The organism is Streptomyces sp. NRRL B-1140, assembly GCF_001280065.1.
Taxonomy (GTDB): Bacteria; Actinomycetota; Actinomycetes; order Streptomycetales; family Streptomycetaceae; genus Streptomyces.
Map to the genome: position 1 here is coordinate 1 of NZ_LGEA01000036.1, position 22,602 is coordinate 22,602.

Annotated in this window: 18 protein-coding genes and 1 pseudogene; 5 read left to right on the forward strand and 14 right to left on the reverse strand. The window is 68.5% G+C overall.

Annotation, left to right across the window (positions count from 1 at the left end; all coding sequences use genetic code 11):
- Nucleotides 1–257: 257 nt before the first annotated feature.
- The 3 genes from ADK65_RS05355 to thyX all read right to left on the reverse strand — a co-directional run bounded on the left by ADK65_RS05355 (nt 258) and on the right by thyX (nt 3,947).
- A complete protein-coding gene (locus ADK65_RS05355) occupies nt 258–1,943 on the reverse strand; it encodes a ribonuclease J (RefSeq protein ID WP_053668634.1) in 1,686 nt (561 codons plus the stop codon).
- Nucleotides 1,944–2,094: 151 nt separating this feature from the next.
- Nucleotides 2,095–2,994 carry a 4-hydroxy-tetrahydrodipicolinate synthase gene (gene dapA, locus ADK65_RS05360; protein ID WP_053668635.1) on the reverse strand — a complete coding sequence of 300 codons (900 nt, stop codon included), beginning with the start codon at nt 2,992–2,994 and terminating at the stop codon, nt 2,095–2,097.
- A gap of 212 nt (nt 2,995–3,206) precedes the next feature.
- Nucleotides 3,207–3,947, reverse strand: coding sequence for an FAD-dependent thymidylate synthase (gene thyX / locus ADK65_RS05365; protein ID WP_053668636.1), 741 nt, complete (start codon nt 3,945–3,947; stop codon nt 3,207–3,209).
- A 176-nt stretch (nt 3,948–4,123) separates the two neighbouring features.
- Here thyX and ADK65_RS39110 point away from each other — a divergent pair, with 176 nt between their 5' ends.
- Entirely contained in the window at nt 4,124–4,363 is a 240-nt protein-coding gene (locus ADK65_RS39110; RefSeq protein WP_053668637.1) for a hypothetical protein, read from the forward strand.
- Between the two features lie 111 nt (nt 4,364–4,474).
- Nucleotides 4,475–5,029, forward strand: a complete 555-nt coding sequence (locus ADK65_RS05375) for a hypothetical protein (protein WP_053668638.1) — start codon at nt 4,475–4,477, stop codon at nt 5,027–5,029.
- Between the two features lie 75 nt (nt 5,030–5,104).
- On the opposite strand, the gene ADK65_RS05380 is transcribed toward ADK65_RS05375, so the two are convergent.
- The 5 genes from ADK65_RS05380 to rpsO form a co-directional block, all read right to left on the reverse strand.
- Nucleotides 5,105–5,560 (reverse strand): hypothetical protein, encoded by a 456-nt coding sequence (locus tag ADK65_RS05380; protein WP_053668639.1) that lies wholly within the window; start codon nt 5,558–5,560, stop codon nt 5,105–5,107.
- Between the two features lie 13 nt (nt 5,561–5,573).
- Nucleotides 5,574–6,326, reverse strand: coding sequence for a 4-hydroxy-tetrahydrodipicolinate reductase (gene dapB, locus ADK65_RS05385; RefSeq protein ID WP_053668640.1), 753 nt, complete (start codon nt 6,324–6,326; stop codon nt 5,574–5,576).
- Nucleotides 6,327–6,354: 28 nt separating this feature from the next.
- Nucleotides 6,355–7,734: a M16 family metallopeptidase gene (locus ADK65_RS05390; protein WP_053668641.1), complete on the reverse strand. Its 1,380-nt coding sequence runs from the start codon at nt 7,732–7,734 to the stop codon at nt 6,355–6,357.
- A complete protein-coding gene (locus ADK65_RS05395; RefSeq protein WP_053668642.1) occupies nt 7,731–9,947 on the reverse strand; it encodes a polyribonucleotide nucleotidyltransferase in 2,217 nt (738 codons plus the stop codon). The genes ADK65_RS05390 and ADK65_RS05395 overlap by 4 nt, the downstream gene beginning before the upstream one ends.
- Nucleotides 9,948–10,237: 290 nt before the next feature.
- A complete protein-coding gene (rpsO, locus tag ADK65_RS05400; RefSeq protein WP_053668643.1) occupies nt 10,238–10,525 on the reverse strand; it encodes a 30S ribosomal protein S15 in 288 nt (95 codons plus the stop codon).
- A 268-nt stretch (nt 10,526–10,793) separates the two neighbouring features.
- Between rpsO and ADK65_RS05405 the strand changes: the two genes are divergently transcribed.
- Nucleotides 10,794–11,069: a DUF397 domain-containing protein gene (locus tag ADK65_RS05405; RefSeq protein WP_053668644.1), complete on the forward strand. Its 276-nt coding sequence runs from the start codon at nt 10,794–10,796 to the stop codon at nt 11,067–11,069.
- A gap of 125 nt (nt 11,070–11,194) precedes the next feature.
- On the opposite strand, the gene eccD is transcribed toward ADK65_RS05405, so the two are convergent.
- Nucleotides 11,195–12,706: a type VII secretion integral membrane protein EccD gene (gene eccD, locus ADK65_RS05410; protein ID WP_053668645.1), complete on the reverse strand. Its 1,512-nt coding sequence runs from the start codon at nt 12,704–12,706 to the stop codon at nt 11,195–11,197.
- 334 nt (nt 12,707–13,040) lie between these two features.
- Here eccD and eccCa point away from each other — a divergent pair, with 334 nt between their 5' ends.
- Both eccCa and ADK65_RS05420 read left to right on the forward strand, forming a co-directional pair.
- Entirely contained in the window at nt 13,041–17,015 is a 3,975-nt protein-coding gene (gene eccCa / locus ADK65_RS05415) for a type VII secretion protein EccCa (RefSeq protein ID WP_053668646.1), read from the forward strand.
- A 289-nt stretch (nt 17,016–17,304) separates the two neighbouring features.
- The gene (locus ADK65_RS05420; RefSeq protein ID WP_053668647.1) at nt 17,305–18,021 is read left to right on the forward strand and encodes a hypothetical protein; all 717 of its coding nucleotides are present in this window, start codon (nt 17,305–17,307) and stop codon (nt 18,019–18,021) included.
- Here the strand turns inward: ADK65_RS05420 and ADK65_RS36760 are convergent.
- The 5 genes and pseudogenes from ADK65_RS36760 to ADK65_RS36770 all read right to left on the reverse strand — a co-directional run.
- Nucleotides 17,983–18,513 (reverse strand): annotated as a pseudogene (locus ADK65_RS36760) (IS5 family transposase); the annotation flags it as partial. The gene ADK65_RS05420 and the pseudogene ADK65_RS36760 overlap by 39 nt on opposite strands.
- 114 nt (nt 18,514–18,627) lie before the next feature.
- A complete protein-coding gene (locus ADK65_RS05425; RefSeq protein WP_053668648.1) occupies nt 18,628–18,927 on the reverse strand; it encodes a WXG100 family type VII secretion target in 300 nt (99 codons plus the stop codon).
- 100 nt (nt 18,928–19,027) lie between these two features.
- On the reverse strand, nt 19,028–19,375 hold the full coding sequence (locus tag ADK65_RS05430) for a WXG100 family type VII secretion target (RefSeq protein WP_053668649.1): 348 nt from the start codon (nt 19,373–19,375) through the stop codon (nt 19,028–19,030).
- Nucleotides 19,376–19,524: 149 nt separating this feature from the next.
- Nucleotides 19,525–20,772, reverse strand: coding sequence for a S8 family serine peptidase (locus ADK65_RS05435; protein WP_420708967.1), 1,248 nt, complete (start codon nt 20,770–20,772; stop codon nt 19,525–19,527).
- Between the two features lie 54 nt (nt 20,773–20,826).
- Nucleotides 20,827–22,602, reverse strand: coding sequence for a hypothetical protein (locus ADK65_RS36770; RefSeq protein WP_078955820.1), 1,776 nt, complete (start codon nt 22,600–22,602; stop codon nt 20,827–20,829).

Sequence of the window (22,602 nt, forward strand, 5' to 3'; positions counted from 1 at the left end):
TCCGACTCTATCAGATCTTTCCGATCCGATTTCCTCGGTGCTTTCCAGGTTCCCGCTTTCGCGTTTCCCTTTCCGGCGGTTCCGACTTTATCAGAAGTTCTGAGTCGGAATTTCCATCCCGGCCGGGCATGGTCACCGTGCCTGAGTTGGCGCGGGTGCCCCGTCGTGAGGAGTTGTAAACCTACTGGAGCGGGGCGCCTCGATGCAAATCGAGGCGCCCCGCTCCCAGTTGGCCCGGGCTCAGGCCCGATGGGTCGTCAGACCTCCACCACCACAGGCAGGATCATCGGCCGGCGCCGGTAGGTGTCCGAGACCCACTTGCCCAGTGTGCGACGCACGAGCTGCTGGAGCTGGTGGGGTTCCACCACGCCGTCCTGGGCGGAGCGTTCGAGCACTTCCGTGATCCTGGGGGCCACGTCGGCGAAGGCGGAGTCCTCGATGCCGGAGCCGCGGGCCTGGATGTGGGGGCCGCCGGTGATCTTCCCGGTGGAGGAGTCGATGACCACGAAGACCGAGATGATGCCCTCGTCGCCGAGGATCTTCCGGTCCTTGAGGGCCGGCTCACCCACGTCACCGACCGAGAGGCCGTCGACGTAGACGTACCCGGCCTGGACCTTGCCAGAGATCTTCGCCTTGCCCTCGACGAGGTCGACGGCCACGCCGTCCTCGGCGATGACGATGCGGTCGTGCGGGACGCCGGTCAGGGCGCCCAGCTCGGCGTTGGCCCGGAGGTGGCGCCACTCGCCGTGCACGGGCATCAGGTTCTTCGGGCGGCAGATGTTGTAGAAGTACAGCAGCTCGCCCGCCGAGGCGTGGCCGGAGACGTGGACCTTGGCGTTCCCCTTGTGCACCACGTTGGCGCCCCAGCGGGTGAGGCCGTTGATCACACGGTAGACCGCGTTCTCGTTGCCGGGGATCAGGGACGACGCCAGGATCACCGTGTCGCCCTGGACGATGCGGATCTGGTGGTCGCGGTTGGCCATGCGGGACAGGGCGGCCATCGGCTCACCCTGGGAGCCCGTGCAGACCAGGACCACCTCGTTGTCCGGGAGGTCGTCGAGCGTCTTGACGTCCACGACCAGGCCGGGCGGGACCCGCAGATAGCCCAGGTCACGGGCGATGCCCATGTTGCGGACCATGGAGCGGCCGACGAAGGCGACGCGGCGGCCGTACTCGTGCGCGGCGTCCAGGATCTGCTGGATGCGGTGCACGTGGCTGGCGAAGCTCGCGACGATGATGCGCTTGCGGGCGCCGGCGAAGACCTGCCGCAGGACGTTGGAGATCTCCCGCTCGGGCGGGACGAATCCCGGCACCTCGGCGTTGGTCGAGTCCGAGAGGAGGAGATCGATGCCTTCCTCGCTCAGACGTGCGAACGCGTGGAGGTCCGTGAGGCGGCTGTCCAGCGGGAGCTGGTCCATCTTGAAGTCGCCGGTATGGACCGCCATGCCCGCGGGGGTGCGGATGGCCACGGCCAGCGCGTCCGGGATGGAGTGGTTGACCGCGATGAACTCGCAGTCGAAGGGGCCGATGCGCTCGCGGTGCCCCTCCGCCACCTCGAGGGTGTAGGGGCGGATGCGGTGCTCCTGGAGCTTGGCCTCGATGAGGGCGAGGGTCAGCTTGGAGCCGATCAGCGGGATGTCCGGCTTCTCGCGCAGGAGGAAGGGGACGCCGCCGATGTGGTCCTCGTGCCCGTGCGTGAGCACGATGCCCTCGATGTCGTCGAGGCGGTCCCTGATGGACGAGAAGTCCGGAAGGATCAAGTCGATTCCGGGCTGCTCCTCCTCGGGGAAGAGCACTCCGCAGTCGACGATCAGCAGACGGCCGCCGAATTCGAAGACCGTCATGTTGCGGCCGATCTCACCGAGGCCGCCGAGCGGGGTGACACGCAGGCCGCCTTCGGGGAGCGGCGGGGGCGTGCGGAGTTCGGGATGCGGATGACTCAAAAGACTCTCCTCACCACGCGCGCCACGTACCGGTGGGGCACGTGGCGCGCGTGACGTTCGTGCAGAAGCAGTTGTGTGGGGTGTGCGGGCACCGGTGGCCCGCTTATTCAGTTGTGAAGCATGTGCGCGGGGGTCCGCGCGAAGTCTGATGTCAGAGCTGTACCCCGCCGGCAGCAAGATCGATCTTGAGTTGCTCGATCTCTTCGGGCGCGCATTCGACCATGGGGGCGCGCAGCGGCCCGGCGGGCAGTCCCTGCAGGGCGAGCGCCGCCTTGGTCGTCATCACGCCCTGGGTGCGGAACATGCCCGTGTAGACGGCGAGCAGCTTCTGGTGGATCTCGGTGGCCTTCTGGACGTCGCCCGAGGTGTACGCCTCGACCAGGGCGCGCAGCTCGGGGGTGACGACGTGCCCGACGACCGAGACGAAACCGACCGCGCCGACGGAGAGCAGGGGCAGGTTCAGCATGTCGTCGCCGGAGTACCAGGCGAGGCCGGAGCGGGCGATGGCCCAGCTGGCGCGGCCGAGGTCGCCCTTGGCGTCCTTGTTGGCGACGATGCGCGGGTGCTCGGCGAGGCGGACGAGCGTCTCGGTGCTGATCGGGACGCCGCTGCGGCCGGGGATGTCGTAGAGCATCACCGGAAGGCCGGTGGTGTCGGCGACGGCGGTGAAGTGCCGGTACAGGCCCTCCTGCGGCGGCTTGTTGTAGTACGGGGTCACGACGAGCAGGCCGTGTGCGCCGGTGCGTTCCGCTGTCCGGGCGAGTTCCATGCTGTGGTGGGTGTCGTTGGTGCCGACTCCGGCCACCACGTGGGCGCGGTCGCCGACCGCCTCCAGGACCGCCCGTACGAGATCCGCTTTCTCCGCGTCGCTGGTGGTCGGGGACTCGCCGGTGGTGCCGTTGATGACCAGGCCGTCGTTGCCTGCGTCCACCAGATGGGCGGCGAGCCGCTGCGCGCCGTCGAGGTCGAGTGCGCCGTCCGCCGTGAAGGGCGTGACCATGGCGGTGAGGACCCGCCCGAAGGGGGTCTGCGGAGTCGAGGTCGGAGCCATGGGTTACACGCTACTCGTTGCTCAGGACCGGGTCTGCCCATGGGGCAGGCGACAAGTCGTGACAAAGTTGGAGCCCGGCACTGCCTGCTCGGGGGTTCAAGCAGTGCCGGACCCGTTTGATCAGGCTAGATGAACTTCTCCAAATGCCGCAATACGGACACTTCGCGCGGCTGAACCGCACATCTGTACCTGATCGGGAAACCCGGGACGCCTTACGGCGCCACGCGTCCGTTCGCGTTGAAGGCGGCGTAGGTGAGCGGCATGAGGCGGGACCACTCGGCCTCCATCTTCTCGCCGACCATCTCGATCTCGCGCTGCGGGAAGGACGGGACCTTCGCCAGCTCGTGCTGGGTGCGCAGGCCGAGGAAGTGCATCAGCGAGCGGGCGTTGCAGGTGGCGTACATCGACGAGTACAGGCCGACGGGCAGGACGGCGCGGGCGACCTCGCGCGCGACGCCGGCGGCGAGCATCTCCTGGTAGGCCTCGTACGCCTGCCGGTACGAGTCCTCCATGACGCGGCCGGTCAGCTCCTGCTGGGCCCGGGTGCCCTCGACGAAGACGTACTTGCCCGGGCGGCCTTCCTGGACCAGCTTGCGGGACTCGTCGGGGACGTAGAAGACGGGCTGCAGCTCGCGGTAGCGGCCGCTCTCCTCGTTGTACGACCAGCCGACGCGGTGCCGCATGAACTCCCGGAAGACGAAGATCGGGGCGCTGATGAGGAAGGTCATCGAGTTGTGCTCGAAGGGGCTGCCGTGCCGGTCCCGCATCAGGTAGTTGATCAGGCCCTTGGAACGCTCGGGGTCCTTCTGCAGCTCGTCCAGGGACTGCTCGCCCAGGGTCGAGACCCGGGCCGCGAAAAGGACGTCCGCGTCGGACGCGGTGTGCTTGACCAGCTCGACGGTGACGTCGCTGCGGTAGCTGGGCTTGAGGTCGTCGGCGGGGGTGTCGGTCACGGTTGGCAGGGCCTTCCCATCTCGTCGTGTGGCGACGCCACTCTACGGCCCGGCCGATTCAGCACGATCGGTGCCGTGCCGCAATGAAGTCGGTGAAACAGGGCACCTCTGAGGGAGTTCGTTCGTCTCTACAGACGAAAGTGATCCGTTCCACCCTTGAAGGAGACGTACCCCTGATGTTCGGTCGGCGTGAACCCGTACCGTTTGCCTTCGTCGCCGAGGCCGACAGGTTCCGCAGCAATGTCACTCCCCCACCGCGTGAGCGGTCGACCGTCGGCCAGATGGCCGGGCGTTGGCTGCTGGGGCTCACCCTCGTGGCGGGGCTCGTGGGGTCCCTGGTCATCGGAACGCCCGCGCTGACGCCCGACAGGACGGCTGATCAGCCTCAGCAGTCGCAGGCGTCCGAAAGGCGCTGACCCGCACCGGGCCGGCGGTGACTCCATCCGGCCCCCGCCGGTGGTGACCGGGGACACAGATCGGTAGCCTCACCGGGCACAGCCCACGCATGGATCGAGTGAGGACCAGCCGTGCCCCTGCCCTTCCTGACGGCCGACCGCGTTTTCGAGGCGACGGACGACGTTCCGTTGCCCCACGAAGACCGTGACCGCTGGCGGCGTCCGTACCGGCCCGGGCCGTGGCGGGTCGTGGTGGCCGCGCTCGCGCTGCTGCTCGCCTCGTTCGTGCTGTTCGCCGCTGTCATCATCGCCGCGACGGCCCAACTCGCCTCTGCTGCCCTGGTGTTCGGCGTGGCGCTGCTCGTCATCGCCGCGGCGCTGCGGCTGCTGCGCGTGGGCGTGTGGGTCAGTGCGCGCGGGCTGCGGCACGTGGGCTTCCTCACGACGCGTACGGCGTCCTGGGAGCAGGTCGTCTCCGTGCGGACGGTGCAGCAGCCGGTGCGCTGGCTGGGACTGCCCAGGACCGTGCAGGGGCAGGCGCTGCTGCTCGGGCGCCAGGGCCGGGAGGCGGGTGAGCTGCCTCCCCTGATGACCACGCACAACGCGGACTTCCTGGGCCGCCCGGAGGCCTTCGACAGGGCGGCCGACTCCGTCGAGGCGTGGGCCGAGGACTACGGTCCGCGCTGACGTCCCAAGCCTCATGGCGGAGGGGCCGGACCGTGAGAGAACGGTCCGGCCCCTCCGTCATGCGTGGGCCGCGGTTCAGGCCGCTTCGGGCTGCTTGCCGTCGTGCAGGGCGATCGCGCGCTGCATGGCCTTGCGGGCACGCGGGGTGTCACGGGCGTCGTGGTAGGCGACGGCGAGGCGGAACCAGGTGCGCCAGTCTTCTGGGGCGTCCTCCGTCTCGGCCTTGCGCCGGGCGAAGACCTCGTCGGCCGAGTCGCGGTCGATGCGCCCGCTGGGGGTGCGCCGCAGTTCGTCGACGGGCAGGCCGCCCTCGGCGTCGAGTTCGGCGGCGAGTTGACCGGCCTTGCGGGCGAACTGGGTGTTCTTCCACAGGAACCACAGACCGATGACCGGCAGGATCAGCACGGCGACACCGAAGGTGACGGTGAGGGGCGTACCGATCTCGATGAGCAGGACGCCGCGGCTGCCGACCAGGACGAAGTAGACGACCAGGACGGCTGCGGTGAGGGCGTAGGTGAGCTTCGCACGCATGACGGTCAGGGGCTCAGCTCAGATCCAGGAAGTGTTCCAGGCCGAACGTCAGGCCCGGGGTGCTCACCACGCGGCGGGCGCCGAGCAGGATGCCCGGCATGAAGCTGCTGTGGTGGAGCGAGTCGTGGCGGATGGTGAGCGTTTCGCCCTCTCCGCCGAGCAGGACCTCCTGGTGGGCCAGCAGACCGCGCAGGCGGACTGAGTGCACGGGGACGCCGTCGACGTCCGCGCCCCGCGCTCCGTCCAGGGCCGTCTCCGTGGCGTCCGGTGCCTGGGCCGAACCCGCCTCGGCACGAGCCGACGCGATGAGCTGGGCCGTGCGCGTGGCGGTGCCCGACGGGGCGTCGACCTTCTTCGGGTGGTGGAGCTCGATGACCTCCACCGACTCGAAGTACGGTGCCGCGATCTGCGCGAACTTCATGTTCAGTACGGCCCCGATGGAGAAGTTCGGCGCGATGAGCACGCCCGTCTCCGGGGAGTCGGACAGCCAGCCGTTCAGCTGCGCGAGGCGCTCGTCGGTCCAGCCGGTCGTGCCGACGACCGCGTGGATGCCGTGGCCCACGCAGAACTCGAGGTTGGCCATGACCGAGTCGGGCGTGGTCAGTTCGACCGCGACCTGGGCGCCCGCCTCGGTCAGCGTCTCAAGCTTGTCGCCCCGGCCGAGGGCCGCGACCAGTTCCATGTCCTCGGCGGCTTCGATTGCTCGTACGGCTTCCGAGCCGATCCGGCCCTTGGCACCGAGGACCGCCACGCGCAGCTTGCTCATCTCTTGTGCTTCCTTCACCAGGGGATCGTCAGGCGACGGCGTCGTTGAGGCGGGCCGCCTGTTTGTCCTTCAGCGGGCCGATGACCGACAGGGAGGGCCGCCGTCCCAGGATCTCGCGGGCGACCTCACGGACGTCGTCCGGGGTGACCGAGGCCATCCGCGACAGCATGTCGTCGACGGACATCTGCTCGCCCCAGCACAGCTCGCTCTTGCCGATGCGGTTCATCAGCGCGCCGGTGTCCTCCAGGCCGAGGACCGTGGACCCCTGGAGCTGACCGATCGCACGCCCTATCTCGTCGTCCGAGAGGCCGTGCTCGGCGACCTGGTCGAGCTCGTCGCGGCAGATTTTCAGCACGTCGTGCACCTGCGAGGGCCTGCAGCCGGCGTAGACGCCGAACAGGCCGCAGTCGGCGAAGCCGGAGGTGTACGAGTACACGCTGTAGGCCAGGCCGCGCTTCTCGCGGACCTCCTGGAAGAGGCGGGAGGACATGCCGCCGCCGAGGGCGGTGTTCAGCACGCCCAGGGCCCAGCGGCGCTCGTCCGTGCGGGCCAGGCCCGGCATGCCGAGCACCACGTGCGCCTGCTCGGTCTTGCGGTCGATCAGCTCGACGCGGCCCGCGGTGCGCAGGGAGCGCGTGCCGCTGCGCGGGGCGACGGGGTCCGCGACCGGGTCCTTGAAGGCACCGGCCTTCTCGAAGGCGGTGCGGACCTGCCGCACGACCTTGGCGTGGTCGATGTTGCCGGCGCAGGCGACGACCAGGTGGGTCGGGTCGTAGTGCTTCTTGTAGAAGCGGCGGATGCGGTCGGCGGTGAGGGCGTTGACCGTGTCGACCGTGCCGAGGACCGGGCGGCCGAGGGGGTTGTCGCCGAACATCGTGTGCGCGAACAGGTCGTGCACGCAGTCGCCCGGGTCGTCCTCGGTCATGGCGATCTCTTCGAGGATCGCGCCCCGCTCGACGTCCACGTCGTCCTCGCGGATCAGCGAGCCGGTCAGCATGTCGCAGACGACGTCGATGGCCAGCGGCAGGTCGTTGTCGAGCACGCGTGCGTAGTAGCACGTGTACTCCTTGGCCGTGAACGCGTTCATCTCCCCGCCGACCGCGTCCAGCGCGGCGGAGATGTCCAGGGCCGACCTGCGGCTGGTGCCCTTGAAGAGCAGGTGCTCCAGGTAGTGGGTGGCGCCGTTCAGGGCCGGGGTCTCGTCGCGGGAGCCGACGTGCGCCCAGATGCCGAAGGTCGCGGAGCGGACCGAGGGCTGGGTCTCGGTGACGATGCGCAGGCCACCGGGGAGGGTGGTCTTGCGGACCGTGCCGATGCCGTTCTCGCCCTTGATGAGGGTTTGGGTACGGGCGACGGCCCGCGCCTCCGAGGAGGTGCGGGCCGTCGCCTGGAAGCCACGGGACGTCACTTGTCGCCGTCGTCCTTCGTCTCGTCGCCGTCTTCGCCCTCGATGACCGGGATCAGGGAGAGCTTGCCGCGGGAGTCGATCTCGGCGATCTCGACCTGGACCTTCTGGCCCACACCGAGGACGTCCTCGACGTTCTCCACACGCTTGCCGCCGGCCAGCTTGCGGATCTGCGAGATGTGCAGCAGACCGTCCTTGCCGGGCAGCAGGGAGACGAACGCGCCGAAGGTGGTCGTCTTGACGACCGTGCCCAGGTAGCGCTCGCCGACCTCGGGCATCGTCGGGTTGGCGATGCCGTTGATCGTGGTGCGGGCGGCCTCGGCGGAGGGGCCGTCGGCGGCACCGATGTAGATGGTGCCGTCGTCCTCGATCGTGATCTCGGCGCCGGTGTCCTCCTGGATCTGGTTGATCATCTTGCCCTTGGGGCCGATGACCTCGCCGATCTTGTCCACGGGGATCTTGACGGTGATGATCCGCGGGGCGTTCGGGGACATCTCGTCCGGCGTGTCGATCGCTTCCATCATCACGTCGAGGATGTGGAGGCGGGCGTCACGGGCCTGCTTGAGGGCCGCGGCCAGGACGGAGGCCGGGATGCCGTCCAGCTTGGTGTCGAGCTGGAGGGCGGTCACGAAGTCCTTGGTGCCGGCGACCTTGAAGTCCATGTCGCCGAAGGCGTCCTCCGCACCGAGGATGTCGGTGAGGGTGACGTAGTGCGTCTCGCCCTCGATCTCCTGTGAGATCAGGCCCATGGCGATACCGGCGACGGGGGCCTTCAGCGGCACACCGGCGTTCAGCAGCGACATGGTGGAGGCGCAGACCGAGCCCATGGACGTCGAGCCGTTGGAGCTCAGCGCCTCGGAGACCTGGCGGATCGCGTAGGGGAACTCCTCGCGCGTCGGCAGGACCGGCACCAGGGCGCGCTCGGCGAGGGCGCCGTGGCCGATCTCGCGGCGCTTCGGGGAGCCGACGCGGCCGGTCTCGCCGGTGGAGTACGGCGGGAAGTTGTAGTTGTGCATGTAGCGCTTGCGGGTCACCGGGGAGAGGGTGTCCAGCTGCTGCTCCATGCGGAGCATGTTCAGGGTGGTGACGCCCAGGATCTGGGTCTCGCCACGCTCGAACACCGCGGAGCCGTGGACCCGCGGGATGGCCTCGACCTCGGCGGCCAGGGTGCGGATGTCGGTGACACCGCGGCCGTCGATGCGCTTCTTCTCCTTGATGACACGCTCACGGACCAGGGTCTTGGTCAGCGAGCGGTACGCGGCGGAGATCTCCTTCTCGCGGCCCTCGAACTCCGGCAGGAGCTTCTCGGCGGCCAGACCCTTGACGCGGTCCAGCTCGGCCTCGCGCTCCTGCTTGCCGGCGATGGTCAGCGCGGAGGCCAGCTCCGGGCGGACGGCGGCGGTGAGCGCCTCCAGGACGTCGTCCTGGTAGTCGAGGAAGATCGGGAACTCGCCGGTGGGCTTGGCGGCCTTGGCGGCGAGGTCCGACTGGGCCTTGCAGAGGACCTTGATGAAGGGCTTCGCGGCTTCGAGACCGGCGGCGACGACCTCCTCGGTCGGCGCCTCGGCGCCGCCCTCGACCAGCTTGATGGTCTTCTCGGTGGCCTCGGCCTCGACCATCATGATCGCGACGTCGCCGTCCTCAAGGACGCGGCCCGCGACGACCATGTCGAACGCGGCGTCCTCGAGCTCGGTGTGCGTCGGGAAGGCCACCCACTGGCCGCGGATCAGCGCGACGCGGACGCCGCCGATCGGGCCGGAGAAGGGCAGGCCGGCCAGCTGCGTGGACGCGGACGCGGCGTTGATCGCGACGACGTCGTACAGGTGGTCGGGGTTGAGCGCCATGATCGTGGCGACGACCTGGATCTCGTTGCGCAGGCCCTTCTTGAAGGACGGGCGCAGCGGGCGGTCGATCAGGCGGCAGGTCAGGATGGCGTCCTCGGAGGGACGGCCCTCACGGCGGAAGAAGCTGCCGGGGATCTTGCCGGCGGCGTACATCCGCTCCTCGACGTCCACCGTCAGGGGGAAGAAGTCGAGCTGGTCCTTGGGGTTCTTGGAGGCGGTGGTGGCCGACAGCACCATGGTGTCGTCGTCCAGGTACGCCACGGCGGAGCCGGCGGCCTGCTTGGCCAGGCGGCCCGTCTCGAAGCGGATGGTGCGAGTGCCGAAGGCGCCGTTGTCGATGACGGCCTCGGCGTAGTGGGTCTCGTTCTCCACTAGCGTTATCTCCTCGTCCTCGTCCCGTCGCTGCCCGTGTGGCAGGGGGACGGTCGCGGAGAAGCGCTCCGGGCTGTGCGGGCCGGTCTTCGATCGAAGCACCCGGGGCTCGCTTCCCCCGGGGGCCACTACCGAGGACCGGCGGCGGCTGGGTGCGCCTCTCCTCTTCTTGTTGTGCCGTGTCGTCCGTATTGCGTTGTGCTACCACACTACAAAGCCGCGGTGACACTCCGCACGTACAGCAAAGGGAGCGGTCCCCTTTCTTCGGGAACCGCTCCCCTCACGGCGTCTTACTTGGCGCCCGCCGCACCGCGACGGATGCCGAGGCGGTCGACCAGCGTACGGAAGCGCTGGATGTCCTTCTTCGCCAGGTACTGGAGAAGGCGGCGACGCTGACCCACCAGGATCAGCAGACCACGACGGGAGTGGTGGTCGTGCTTGTGGGTCTTGAGGTGCTCGGTCAGGTCCGAGATGCGGCGCGTGAGCATGGCGACCTGGACCTCGGGGGAGCCGGTGTCGCCCTCCTTCTGGCCGAACTCGGTGATGATCTGCTTCTTCGTAGCGGCGTCGAGCGGCACGCGTACTCCTCGTAGTCTGTGGTGGCCACCGAGTGCCCCCGGTCTGTGTCTCGGGGGAGCTTCCATGACTCGGAAGGCGGGGATCCGCTGAGCGCGGCCTCCAGAGCGGTGGGCTCCGGGGGTGCGTACACAAACGGCCGTCGACCAGGGTACCAGGCGACCGGGGTCCCGTTTGCCCTGGTCCCTCGAACCTCCCGGCCGGGGCGGAGGGGGCCACTAGGGTGAGCAGGTTCGGATGGTTCGTACGTCGGGAAGGGGTCGCTGCGGCATGGCGGAGACGGCTGAGGAGATCAAGGCACGCAAGGAGCGGGAGCGGGACGAGCTCTACGCCCTCGACATCTCCGGTGTCGAGTGGCACAGCGCGCCGGGCACCGAGGCGCACGAGGAGCGGGTGGAGATCGCCTACCTGCCCGAGGGGGCCGTGGCGATGCGGTCGTCGCTCGACCCGGGCACGGTGCTGCGCTACACGGAGGCGGAGTGGCGGGCGTTCGTGCTGGGGGCGCGGGACGGGGAGTTCGATCTTGAGCCCGGCTCCGCGGAGTAGTGGGGACGCGCGCGTGGCCCCTGTCCGGGTCACGCGCGCATGACGATCAGGACACGACCGGCGGCCGCGCCGCTGGAGGCACGGTCCGCGGCATCTTCGCCCGTCGGCGCAGCGCGGACGGCGACTCAGTTACCGGCCATGGACCGCGCGGACGCGTACACGTCGAACACGGCGAGCGCCAGCGGGACCAGCGTCAGCAAGACGAAGGTCTCGGCGATCTCCGTGAAGCGCCCCCAGAAGGGAGTGACTCCGCTGCGCGGTGCGATCAGACCGATCGCCGTCAGCAGGCCGGCGGTCGCGGCGATCGCGGCCGCGAGCCACACCGAGCGGATGTCGAGACCGGTGGTGTCGCCCTGGATGGCGTCCCGCACGAATTCCACCGGCGGGTTCAGGGCGAGCCCCAGGCCGAGGAAGACGAGGGCGGAGAGACCAGCGGCAAGCGTGGCGCCGACCTGCGCCGTGTAACGGAACAGGTGGGCGCGCATCAGCATGGCGATGCCCGTGGCGAGGGCGAGGAGCTGCGCCCATACGTCGTCGGAGAAGCCGAGGACGATGGAGGCGCCGACCGCGACGAGCGCGCAGCCACCGACCAGGCCGACCAGGAGTTCGTGACCGCGGCGGACCTGGGCGGCGATGCGCCGGGCATCGACGGGCCCGTGCTGACCGGTGGACTCCTCGGTGCTGTAGCCACGGCCCGGGTTGGGCGGTTCGAAGCCGATGGGCAGCCTGGCGAAGCGCATGGACAAACCGGGAAGGAACGCGAGGGCACAGACCGCGAGCGGCGCGCAGACGGCGGCCGTCTCGATGGGCCTCAGCTGGGTGAGCATCGCGACGAAGGTGGTCAGCAGGCCGATCCCGGAGGCGAACACGAATGCCACGAACGGGCCGTCCCCGCTGGGCGACACCAGCGTGAGGACCAGTGCGGCGACGAGGACGGCCGCGCACGCGAGCAGGAACTGCAGGCGTCCGATGCCCTGTCCCTCCGACAGCGGGAGCAGTCCGGAGCCGGCCACGGCGATGTTCGGCAGGGCCCCCAGGCCCAGGGCGACGGCCGAGCCGCGGTCGTCGTAGACCCGCGCGCGGACGCACGAGACGGTGACGAGGAGGAGACCGGTGACGGCGGCCAGGACGCCCTGGAGGCTGTTCATGTCGTGGCGGAACTCCGAACTCCAGACCACGAACGCGAGCAGCGCAGGCAGGACACCGCCGGCGATGAGTCCAGCGGCCCTGGTGAGGGTGCCATTCCACAGCGTGCGGTCCTCGGTCACGGCGGAGGCGACCGCCTCGGAGACATCGTCGTGGACCGCGGGCGGCAGCGACTCGGCGAACGGACGCAGTGTCAGCAGCTCGCCGTCGAGGATGCGCTGAGCGGCGAAGGAGCGGGACCCGTCGAGGACCGTGCCGTCCCTGCGCACGAGGTGGTAACCGACCGGGGCGCCCTCGGCGGGGCTCTGCCGGGAGAACCGCAGGATCTCCGGGTAGAGATCGGCGACTGCCACATCGTCGGGCAGCGCGACGTCGATCCGGCTGTCGGGCGCCACGATGGTGACTCGGCAGAATCCGAACCCGGTGCCCGCCCCGGAAGGAGCTCCGGTGCCCGCTCCGCCGGTCGTGCCGGTCGGCGCGGAAGCCATCATGCTCACCTGCTGTTCCCCCTCGTCAATGGTGCGGCGCTCACGGCGTCGAGCGCGCGAGCGCCGACAACGATGCTGTCGGGTTGTGCCTTGCCATCACCTGGTCCGCCGGTCATATGAGCCCCGTCTCCCGGGAACAGGCGGCGAGCACTCTCCCACGAACAGTGCGGGCTGTCTGTTTTTCGGGCGCCCGATTCGCAACTGCTCACTTGTCTCACGGGCACCCTACCGCCCACCGATGTCACTGGTTGTCAGTAGGATCGCGCTTCGCGATCGACGCTCGCCGGACACGGGGCGGCGGACGGAACGGTCGGTCCGGCAAGGGAATTGGTGCGAAGTGAGCCACATCGTCGTCAAGCGCCCACCGAGGGCTCTGCCGCGGGAAGTGCCCACGAACGAGGTCCTCCTGCAACCGCCGCCGGAGCTGCCGCGCGGGGAGCGGGAAGGCGCCCTGATGCAACTCCTGCCCATGCTCGGCATGGGCGGGTCGGTGGTGTTCTTCTTCAACCCCCAGGCTCAGCCCTTCATGAAGATCATGGGCATGGTCATGGTGGCCTCCACGATCGCCATGGGCATCGCGATGCTGATCCGCTACCGGCGGGGCAGCCAAGGACAGATCGCCGACATCCGCCGTGACTACTTGCGGTACCTGTCGCAGACCCGGCGTGCGGCGCAGAAGACCGCCGAGGCGCAGCGCGACGCCCAGTACTACCTGCACCCCTCGCCGGAGCAACTGTGGGCGCTGGTCGCCGAGGGCAGCCGGGTGTGGGAACGCCGCGCCGGTGACGAGGACTTCGGGCAGGTGCGTGTGGGACTCGGAGCGCAGTCCCTGGCCACCCCGCTGCTCCCGCCGGAGACCGCGCCGGTGGACCAGCTGGAGCCGTTGACGGCGGGAGCCATGCAGCGGTTCCTGGCCACACACAGCACGCTCGAGGATCTGCCGATGGCGGTATCACTGCGGGCCTTTTACCACGTGTCGATCAGCGGTGAGCCGGACACCGTGCGTGGCGCGGCCCGCGCGGTGACGGGTGCCCTGGCCTCGCTGCACTCACCCGAGGACCTCGTCATCGCCGTCGCCACCGGGCGGGATTCCGCACCCGAGTGGGAGTGGACGAAGTGGCTGCCGCACGTACAGGCCAGGGGCGAGGCGGACGGCGCCGGCAGCCTGCGTCTGATCACCACGAACCCGCTCGAGCTGGAGGACCTGCTGGGTTCCGGACTCCAGAGCCGCGCGCGCTTCCACCCGAGCGCGCTGCCGGTGCCCGAACAGCCGCACGTGGTCGTCATCCTGGACGGTGTCTCGCTGCCGCCGACGTCCCTGCTCGCCAGCCCCGAGGGGCTGCAGGGCGTGACGGTCCTGGAGGTCGTACCCGGCGAGCTCACCGCCGGACGTGGCGACCTGTCCGTCGTCGTGCACCCGCGCGAGCTGCGTCTGGAGTCGGCGCACGGCATGGTCTACGAGGGCACACCCGACGTCCTGTCCCACGCGGCGGCGGAGGCTCTGGCCCGGCAGCTGGCGCCGCTGCGGATGGCCTCCGGTGGTGAAGACGACGAACCCCTGCTGGCCAACCTGGAGTTCACCGACCTGCTGAACCTCGGGGACGCCGCCGCCGTCGACCCGCGGCGCACCTGGCGGCCGCGTTCGCAGTCCGAGCGGCTGCGCGTGCCGATCGGGGTAGGCGAGGACGGCCGCCCCGTAATGCTCGACCTCAAGGAGGCCGCCCAGGAGGGCATGGGACCGCACGGTCTGTGTGTCGGCGCCACCGGTTCCGGCAAGTCGGAGTTGCTGCGCACCCTGGTCCTCGGTCTCGCGGTCACCCACTCCTCCGAGACACTCAACTTCGTCCTCGCCGACTTCAAGGGCGGTGCGACGTTCGCGGGCATGTCCCGGATGCCGCATGTGGCCGCGGTCATCACCAACCTCGCCGACGACCTGACCCTCGTCGACCGTATGGGCGACTCGATCCGCGGTGAGCTCAACCGCCGCCAGGAGATGCTGCGCGACGCGGGTAACTACGCCAACATCCACGTCTACGAGAAGGCCCGCGCGGCCGGTGCCGCGCTCCAGCCGATCCCCTCGCTCGTCCTCGTCATCGACGAGTTCAGCGAACTGCTCACTGCCAAGCCGGACTTCATCGAGATGTTCGTGCAGATCGGCCGTATCGGCCGTTCGCTCGGCGTGCACCTGCTGCTGGCCTCGCAGCGCCTGGAGGAGGGACGCCTGCGCGGTCTGGAAACCTACCTCTCCTACCGAATCGGTCTGCGTACCTTCTCGGCGGCCGAGTCGCGCGCCGCGATCGGCGTCCCGGACGCCTACGAGTTGCCGAACGTTCCGGGTTCCGGCTTTCTGAAGTACGGCACCGACGAGATGGTCCGCTTCAAGGCGGCGTACGTCTCCGGCGTGTACCGCTCCAGCGCCCAGCAGGCAGCGTCGTACGGCGGTCCGCTCCCGGTGGACCGCCGGCCCGTGCTGTTCACCGCGGCGCAGGTGCCGGTCCATTACGTGCCGGTGCCGCAGCAGCGACAGGAGGAGGAGCCCGAGCGGACGGACGACGCGCTTGCCGACACCGTGCTCGACGTGATCGTGCGGCGGCTGGAGGCACAGGGCCCGGCGGCCCACCAGGTGTGGCTGCCGCCACTGGACAGCCCGCCGTCGCTGGACTCCCTGCTGCCCGGCCTCGCCGCCGTGCCCGGCCGCGGGCTGACGCAGCCCGGGTACGAGGGCGCGGGCCGGCTGGTGATTCCCGTCGGCATCGTCGACAAGCCGTACGAGCAGCGCCGTGACTCGCTGTGGACGGACTTCGGCGGCGCGGCCGGCCACATGCAGATCCTCGGCGGTCCGCAGTCCGGCAAGTCGACCCTGCTGCGCTCCATCGTCGCCTCGTTCGCGCTGACGCACACCCCGCAGGAGGTTCAGTTCTACGGCTTGGACTTCGGTGGTGGCGGTCTGGCTTCGGTGGCGGGTCTGCCGCACGTCGGCGGCGTCGCCTCACGCCTCGACCCGGAGAAGGTCCGGCGCACGGTCGCCGAGGTGTACGGCATCATGACCCGCCGCGAGGAGTACTTCCGTACCTCGGGTATCTCCTCGATCGCCGAGTTCCGCACCCGGCGCGCACGTGGCGAGATCTCCACGACCGACCAGCCGTGGGGTGATGTCTTCCTGGTCGTCGACGGCTGGGGCAACTTCCGTCAGGACTACGAGGGTCTGGAGCCTGCCGTCGTCGACATCGCGGCGCGCGGCCTCGGTTACGGCATGCACCTGATCCTCACCGCCTCGCGGTCGATGGAGGTCCGCTCCAATCTCAAGGACCACCTGATGAACCGCCTTGAGCTGCGACTCGGCGACGCGATGGACTCCGAGTTCGACCGCAAGGTGGCGGCCAACGTGCCGACCGGTGTCCCGGGGCGCGGCCAGACGCCGCAGCTGCAGCACTTCATGGCGGCGGTCCCCCGCATAGACGGCCTGTCCTCCGACACCGACCTGGCCGAGGCAACACAGGCGCTCGCCGCCGAGGTCTCCCGGCACTGGCAGCAGCCCGCTGCCCCTGAGGTGCGGCTGCTGCCCCGGGAGTTCTCGGCGCAGCAGCTCCCGCCCGGTAACCGGTTCCCGAACCGCGGCGTCGCCTTCGCGCTCGACGAGGACAACCTCGAGCCGGTGTTCGTCGATTTCGAGCAGGACCCGTTCTTCCTCGTCTTCGGCGAGAGCGAGTCCGGCAAGTCGAACCTGCTCAAGCTGCTCATCCAGCGGATCACCGAGCGTCACAACGGCAACGAGGCGAAGCTCTTCGTGGTCGACAACCGGCGCTCGCTGCTCGGCGTGACACCGGACTCCCATCTGGCGGAGTACATCCCCATGTCCAACCAGATGCAGCACCACATGGACGCGTTGGCCAACCTGATGCAGCGCCGTACGCCGACCGCCGATGTCACTCCGGAGCAGTTGCGCGACCGCAGCTGGTGGCAGGGCCCGACGGTGTACATCGTCATCGACGACTACGACCTGGTGTCCACATCCAGTGGCAACCCCCTGGCCGGCCTCACGGAAATGCTCCCGTTCGCCCGGGACGTCGGTGTCCGCTTCGTCATCGCGCGCTCCTCTGCGGGCGCGGGTCGTGCGGGCTACGAGCCGTTCATGCAGCGTATGAAGGAGCTCGGCGCCCAGGGCGTCGTCCTCGCCGGCGACTCCGGGGAGGGCGACCTGCTGGGGGGCGTACGGCCGCGTCCGATGCCCGCGGGGCGGGGCGTGTTCGTGTCGCGGAAGCGGGGCAAGCCACTGGTTCAGGTGGGGTTGGTGGCGGACGGGCTTCAGTGACGGGCACCGTCGGCTCGGCTTCGGGGTCGCTTCGTTTTCGACGAGGCGGCCCGTCGCCATTGAGCATGGTGAGGATCGGGAGACGGATAAGGCGCAGGGGTATACATCGGCGTGAGGAGTGCACCTTCGGCCACAGTACATGGACCCATGCTGAACTCTCGCAGCACCCTCACGCGATCTTCACGGCACGGACGCCGCAAGACGAATCGCGTTCGCGGGGATCAGGCGGCTCGCTCACGGCGAAGCCCCAGTTCACGAAAGCACACGCGGTCCACAATAATCTCGGACCATGGAGCAACTGATACCGATCTTGGCTAAGGTCCTCTTCTTCGCCGTCATTGCCGGACTGTTCACCTTTGTCGGCAGGACATTCGTTCGCACACACAAGGCGGACAAACGGATGAGAGAGGCGTGGGCGGAGCTCCCGCGGGTCGCCTCGGAACGTGGTTGGACGTACGAACAGCACGCGCGAGGTCAAGCCACCCAGTATTGCGGAATCGGCCCCATGCCTGGGAGCGGCTCGAACCTGAGTGCTTGGCACTACATCACGGGAGAGTTCCGCGGCCGTTCCTTCAAGTGTTTCGAGCACCGCTATAACAGCCCCACTTCCGGCAACCAGGCCGGCGACCGTGAACGCCCCACCATCGAGGCCGTTTTCATGATCACGACACCTGGATCGGGGCAGCCTGTCGAGGTTCTCCGGCCGAGCAAGACGGACGTGCTGCTGGACCGGAGGTCTCGGATGCGGCTCGACCTACCAGAATTCGATGACGATTTCCGGGTCGTCACCAAGGATGAGAATTTTGCTCGCAATTTCCTGAGCGGCTCCTTGCCGTCTTTCCTGCTCACAGACCCACGAGCCAAAAAATCCCCGCTTCAGCTGCGTGACGGGGAACTTTTCACGTGGTACACGGGCACGCTGTCGCACGAAGCCCTCGAAGAGAAGCTGAACTACCTGTGCGACGTGCTAGATCAGATTCCTGCACTTGCATGGACAGCCGCCTGAGCAGAGTTCCGGTTTGCGCTCGTAGCGGCGGCAGCCGGACAGCCAGGACACGGCCCGCTCCACCACCCAGCGGTGCCGGCCCAGCCGCCTGGACGACTCGATGCCCTTGCGGGCAAGGCGATGCCGGATGCCGCGGGAAGCGAGCCATCGCCGCAGGTGGCGGTAGTCGTATCCCTTGTCACCGTGTAGCTTGGCGGGCCGTCGGCGTCGCGGGCCGCGACGTGAGCGGATGGGTGGGATGCCGCGGACCAGCGGGATGAGTGCCTGGCTGTCGTGGAGGTTGGCGGCGGAGATGCCGATCGACAGAGGCAGGCCCTGGCGGTCGACGATGAGGTGGATCTTCGATCCCTTCTTGCCACGGTCGGTCGGAGCCGGTTCCGTCAGCTGCCCCCTTTGAGGGCCCGGACGCTTACCGAGTCGATCGCGCACCGCGACCAGTCCAGCTCACCATAGGCACCGAGCTTCATCCAGGGCCAGGCGGTGAAGCTTGGCCCGCAGCGGCTCCCCCGAGCCCTCGTCACACCAATCGTCCCGTTCCCACACACAGCAGGGTGGGCGCCTCCCGTGCGCGCCCACCCTGTGCTCGTCCCGCGAACAGCCGTCCTCTTACAGGAAGTAGCTGGCGGCCTTCTTGTCGCCCTCCATGTACGTACCACCCGACTGGCCGACGACGTGGCCGACGCCCGTCAGCGCCTGGTGGATGTCATTTGCTTCCTTGTCCCAGCGGGCCAGCTTGTCGCCGAAGGTGCCCTGGGCTTGACCCGCCCAGTACTGCTTGCTGCTCTCGACCAGCTTGCGGAGCTCCGCCAGGTCCTGCTCCAGCTGCTTCGCCTCGTTGCCGATGTTCGTGGCCGCGAAGTCCAGCGCGTCGTAAGTTACGGAAAGACCGTCACCATTACGGCTCATGCCTACCTACCTCGTATCGCTCGTGTGCGGTGGGTGATGTGGGGGTGAACTGCTTAGCTCGATGCCCTGGAACCGGACCGGAGGCCTCGGTTCGAGCTGCTCACATCGAGTTGAACGCAGACGGCTGAACCGTAGGAGCACCGTCCTGGAGGTTGATGCGGTTGACTGCCGCACGGACCTCGTCTTCCTTGCTGTCCTTGATGTTGCGCGTGGTGGTCATGGCATCCATGACCTCACCGAGGATGTTGCCGATCTTGGCGAGGGACTCGTTGATCTCGTACTGCTTCCGGTCGAACTCGGCGCGACCGATACCCTGCCACTGCCCTTCGAGGCCGTCGATGACGCCCTGAAGGTTGTGCACCCGCTTGCGGATGCTCTCGTACTTCTCGAACATCTGCTTCTGCAGCTTGACTACTGCTGCATCTTCGAGCTTCTGGTCCATCGCCATGGCCAGCCGTCCCTTCCGCTGTGTGTTTGTCTGGTCGATTGGTCCCGCGTCACCTCGAGGTTTGAAGGAGGCGAACGCGGTGTTGATACCGAGCCGAAGGCCCCGTGGCTCACGCCCAGGTACTCAGTCGGCTCGGGCGGCTGGTCCAGTCACCTCGCGCGGCGCGCCCGCAGTACGGCTGCGCCGCCACCGCCGATCACGATCACTGCGCCTGCGGCGCCCAGGGCGATCCACAGGGTGCTGTCGTTGGTGTCGGCGGCCACTTCCGCGTGCGATCCTGCCGCCGAAGTTCCGTCGACTGAACCCTTTTCGGGGGCCTGTGACGCGGCTGATGCAGAAGCGGACGGGACGGAGGAGGAGTGGTCGGCGGCGTCGCTGTCGCTTGCGTCCCGTGCCCCTGCCTTGGCCAGCACGTCGCCGCCATTGATCTTCGCCAGCGGGTCGACGTCCGGCGCGCCGGCGTCGTAGTCGGAGTCCGCCAGGACGACTCGCGGACGGACCATTCCATAGCCCGCATACTTGCTGGGTTCGTCCTTGGGCCAGCCTCGTCCGGCGGTGTCGAGCAGCGCTCGAGTGACCTGGTTGACGGTCCAGTCGGGGTGGGCGGACCAAATGAGGGCGGCAGAGGCGGAGACGAGAGCGGCAGCCTGGCTCGTTCCCGCGGACTTGCAGTACGAACGGAACTTCTCGTCGCACCAGGTGGGCACGTCCTTGCCGGGCGCTACGAGGTCGGCGAATCCGTGCGACGACTTCTTAGCGAACTCCGTCACCTCGTAGGAGGAGTCGACCGCCCCGACACCGACCACGTAGGGGAGAATCGCGGGCGCGTTCGGTACGCCGTCGTTGCCTACAGACGCGATGAGCAGCTTGCCCTTTGAAGCGGCGTACTTGACCGCGGCCTTGTCCTCGTCGGAGTTCATACCGCCGATAGACATGTTGATGATCTTGGCGTTGCTGTCGGCCGCAGCCCTGAGTGCTTGGTATGTCTGCGGCGTCTTCTCTCGGTCCGCGTTCGACTGGTCAAAGGTCTCAACTCGGTAAGGGACGATTTTGGCCCCTGGAGCCAGCCCTCGAATGCCGCCTCCCTCACCGGTGCCGGCGATCAGTTCCGCCATGCTCGTCCCGTGACCGCTGTAGTCGACCGTCGCACGGTACGCAACCGACTTGGGAACCTCGTCGCCCAGTACCTGCCCCTTCAGCGAGGGCGTGTTCGCGTTCACCCCGCTGTCGATGACGGCGACTTTGACACCCTTGCCCGTGCTCGTCTTCCACATCTGCTCGATGTGCATCGGCTCCAGGTACCACTGCTGTGGCTCGCCGTCGGCGGCAGTGGCGTTCGGAGCCAGTCCCATTCCAGCGGCAGCCAGGGTGCCGACGATCGCGCCTGTAGTACGCACTCGCCTACCGAATGTCGTCCCTGACTTCATGGCGTTGTCAATCCTCGCTAACACTCAGTTGACGACCGGCGGCACGTCGCGCCGGGGCGTATTGGGCAGATGCGTCTCTACGTCCTCGACCACATAGTCGGGACGCTCTGCCCCCTGCGCGTCCCTCTCGTCGTCCGGCCTGCCCTTACCAGGCCGCCGAACCAGTCCAGCGCCACCCCGCGTCATGCCATTGCGCTCAGCCTGGACAGCGGAGTTACGACCTGCCGGGTTGCCTGTCACAGGCCTGTTCTCTGCTCCGGCACCTCCACGAGAAGCGCCACCGGAGCCGGCGCCAGGCCTCACGCCGGTCTGAGATGCACCGAAGACACCGCGCTGTCCGGGAGCACCGGTCGACGGCCGGGTGCCGGCATGGGGACCGGCACCGACCACCGTGCCACGAGGAATCTGCTGCCTGCCCTTCGCCGCCGCACCACCGGTGGCCGCGGGTCGTCCACCGACCACTCCGTTCGCCCGCCCGGCACCAGTGGTGGGACCGGTGTTCGTCCGCGATGCGGCCGTACCGCCGGAGCGAGGAGTGCCTCCGTGCACGCCCGACTGTCCCATAGGCAACGGTCTGGAACCGGAACCGGTTCCCTTGGCGATGGGTTGGCCCGTAGCCAAGGGACGACCCGTCTGGTTCGTGGCACCGGGACCTGTGCGCCCGGTGGCCGGGTTGATCGAACCGGTCTGAGTACGCCCTCGGGCCGTGACAGGGGTGCGGGGCCCGCTCGCCCCACCCGTCGTTCTGCCGTTGACCCTGCCCGGAACAGCGGGCGCGTAGCTGTCGGAGGTGCCGGGCTGCCCACCCGTGGCAGGGGGCGTTCCGGTGACCGGAGGCACGTTCCCGGTGGCGGGTGTCGTCGTGGTCGGCGGCAGAGTGTCGACACTGTCGATGGTGGTGCCGACGGCGTCGTCGGGATACGAGACCCTGCCCCTGGGGATGCTCTCGGGCGCCCGCGCGTCCGTTACGCCGTCCACACTGGAGCGGCCTTCCGCCTCCTTCGGTGCGTGGTACGTGGTGGCAGCCGCCTTCGCTGCTGTCCCCGCCCCTTCCCCGGCCGTCCCCGAACCACCGTCCACGGTCTGGGGCGGCATGCCCATGGTCGGCAACGACCGGAACGTCGGAGGCTGCTCCTGCAGCACGGAAAGCTGCTGGCTGGAGACCGCGTAGTACGAGGCCAACCGATTCATCTGGTTAATCGCCTCTTGCCGGTCCTTCTCCACCTTGACGGCAGCTTCGTACTCGTCCTTCTTCTCAGTCTTCTCGGCCTCGCTGTAGCTCTCGGGCCGCTTGAGGTTTCGCGGATCACGCTTAGGCATGGCCACACGCACTGAGGCCAGGCCCACCGCGGCAGCGGAGATCTGATCACCGGCTTTTCCGGCGAACTCGCTCAACCCGTCCGTGCTCTCGACGAGGGAGCGACCGTATTTCTGGAAGTCAGTACCTGCTTGACCCTTCCATTTGACGCGTTCAATGCGCCCCCTGAGTTCATCCGCTGCCGACTGGATGGCGTCACGTGCGTCCCACAGCGCCTTGCCGGACGACTCCAGGTCCTCGGGCGCTGTCTGCTCGACCAGGTCGATCATCGCGTTGAGGTCGAGGTCCTTCGTTCCGAAGTCCGTACTGCTGAAGACGGCCTTGCCCGGAGCGGTGGACCCGACCACCGCCCGCAACGGGTCGCTCATGAACCCGGGGAGAAACCCGTAGCCCTCGGAGTGCTCGACATTCCGGGCCACGTCGGCGAAGTCGTTCTGGTTGGTAACACGCTCCAAGTCCTGCTTGTGCTGCCTGTCACTCAT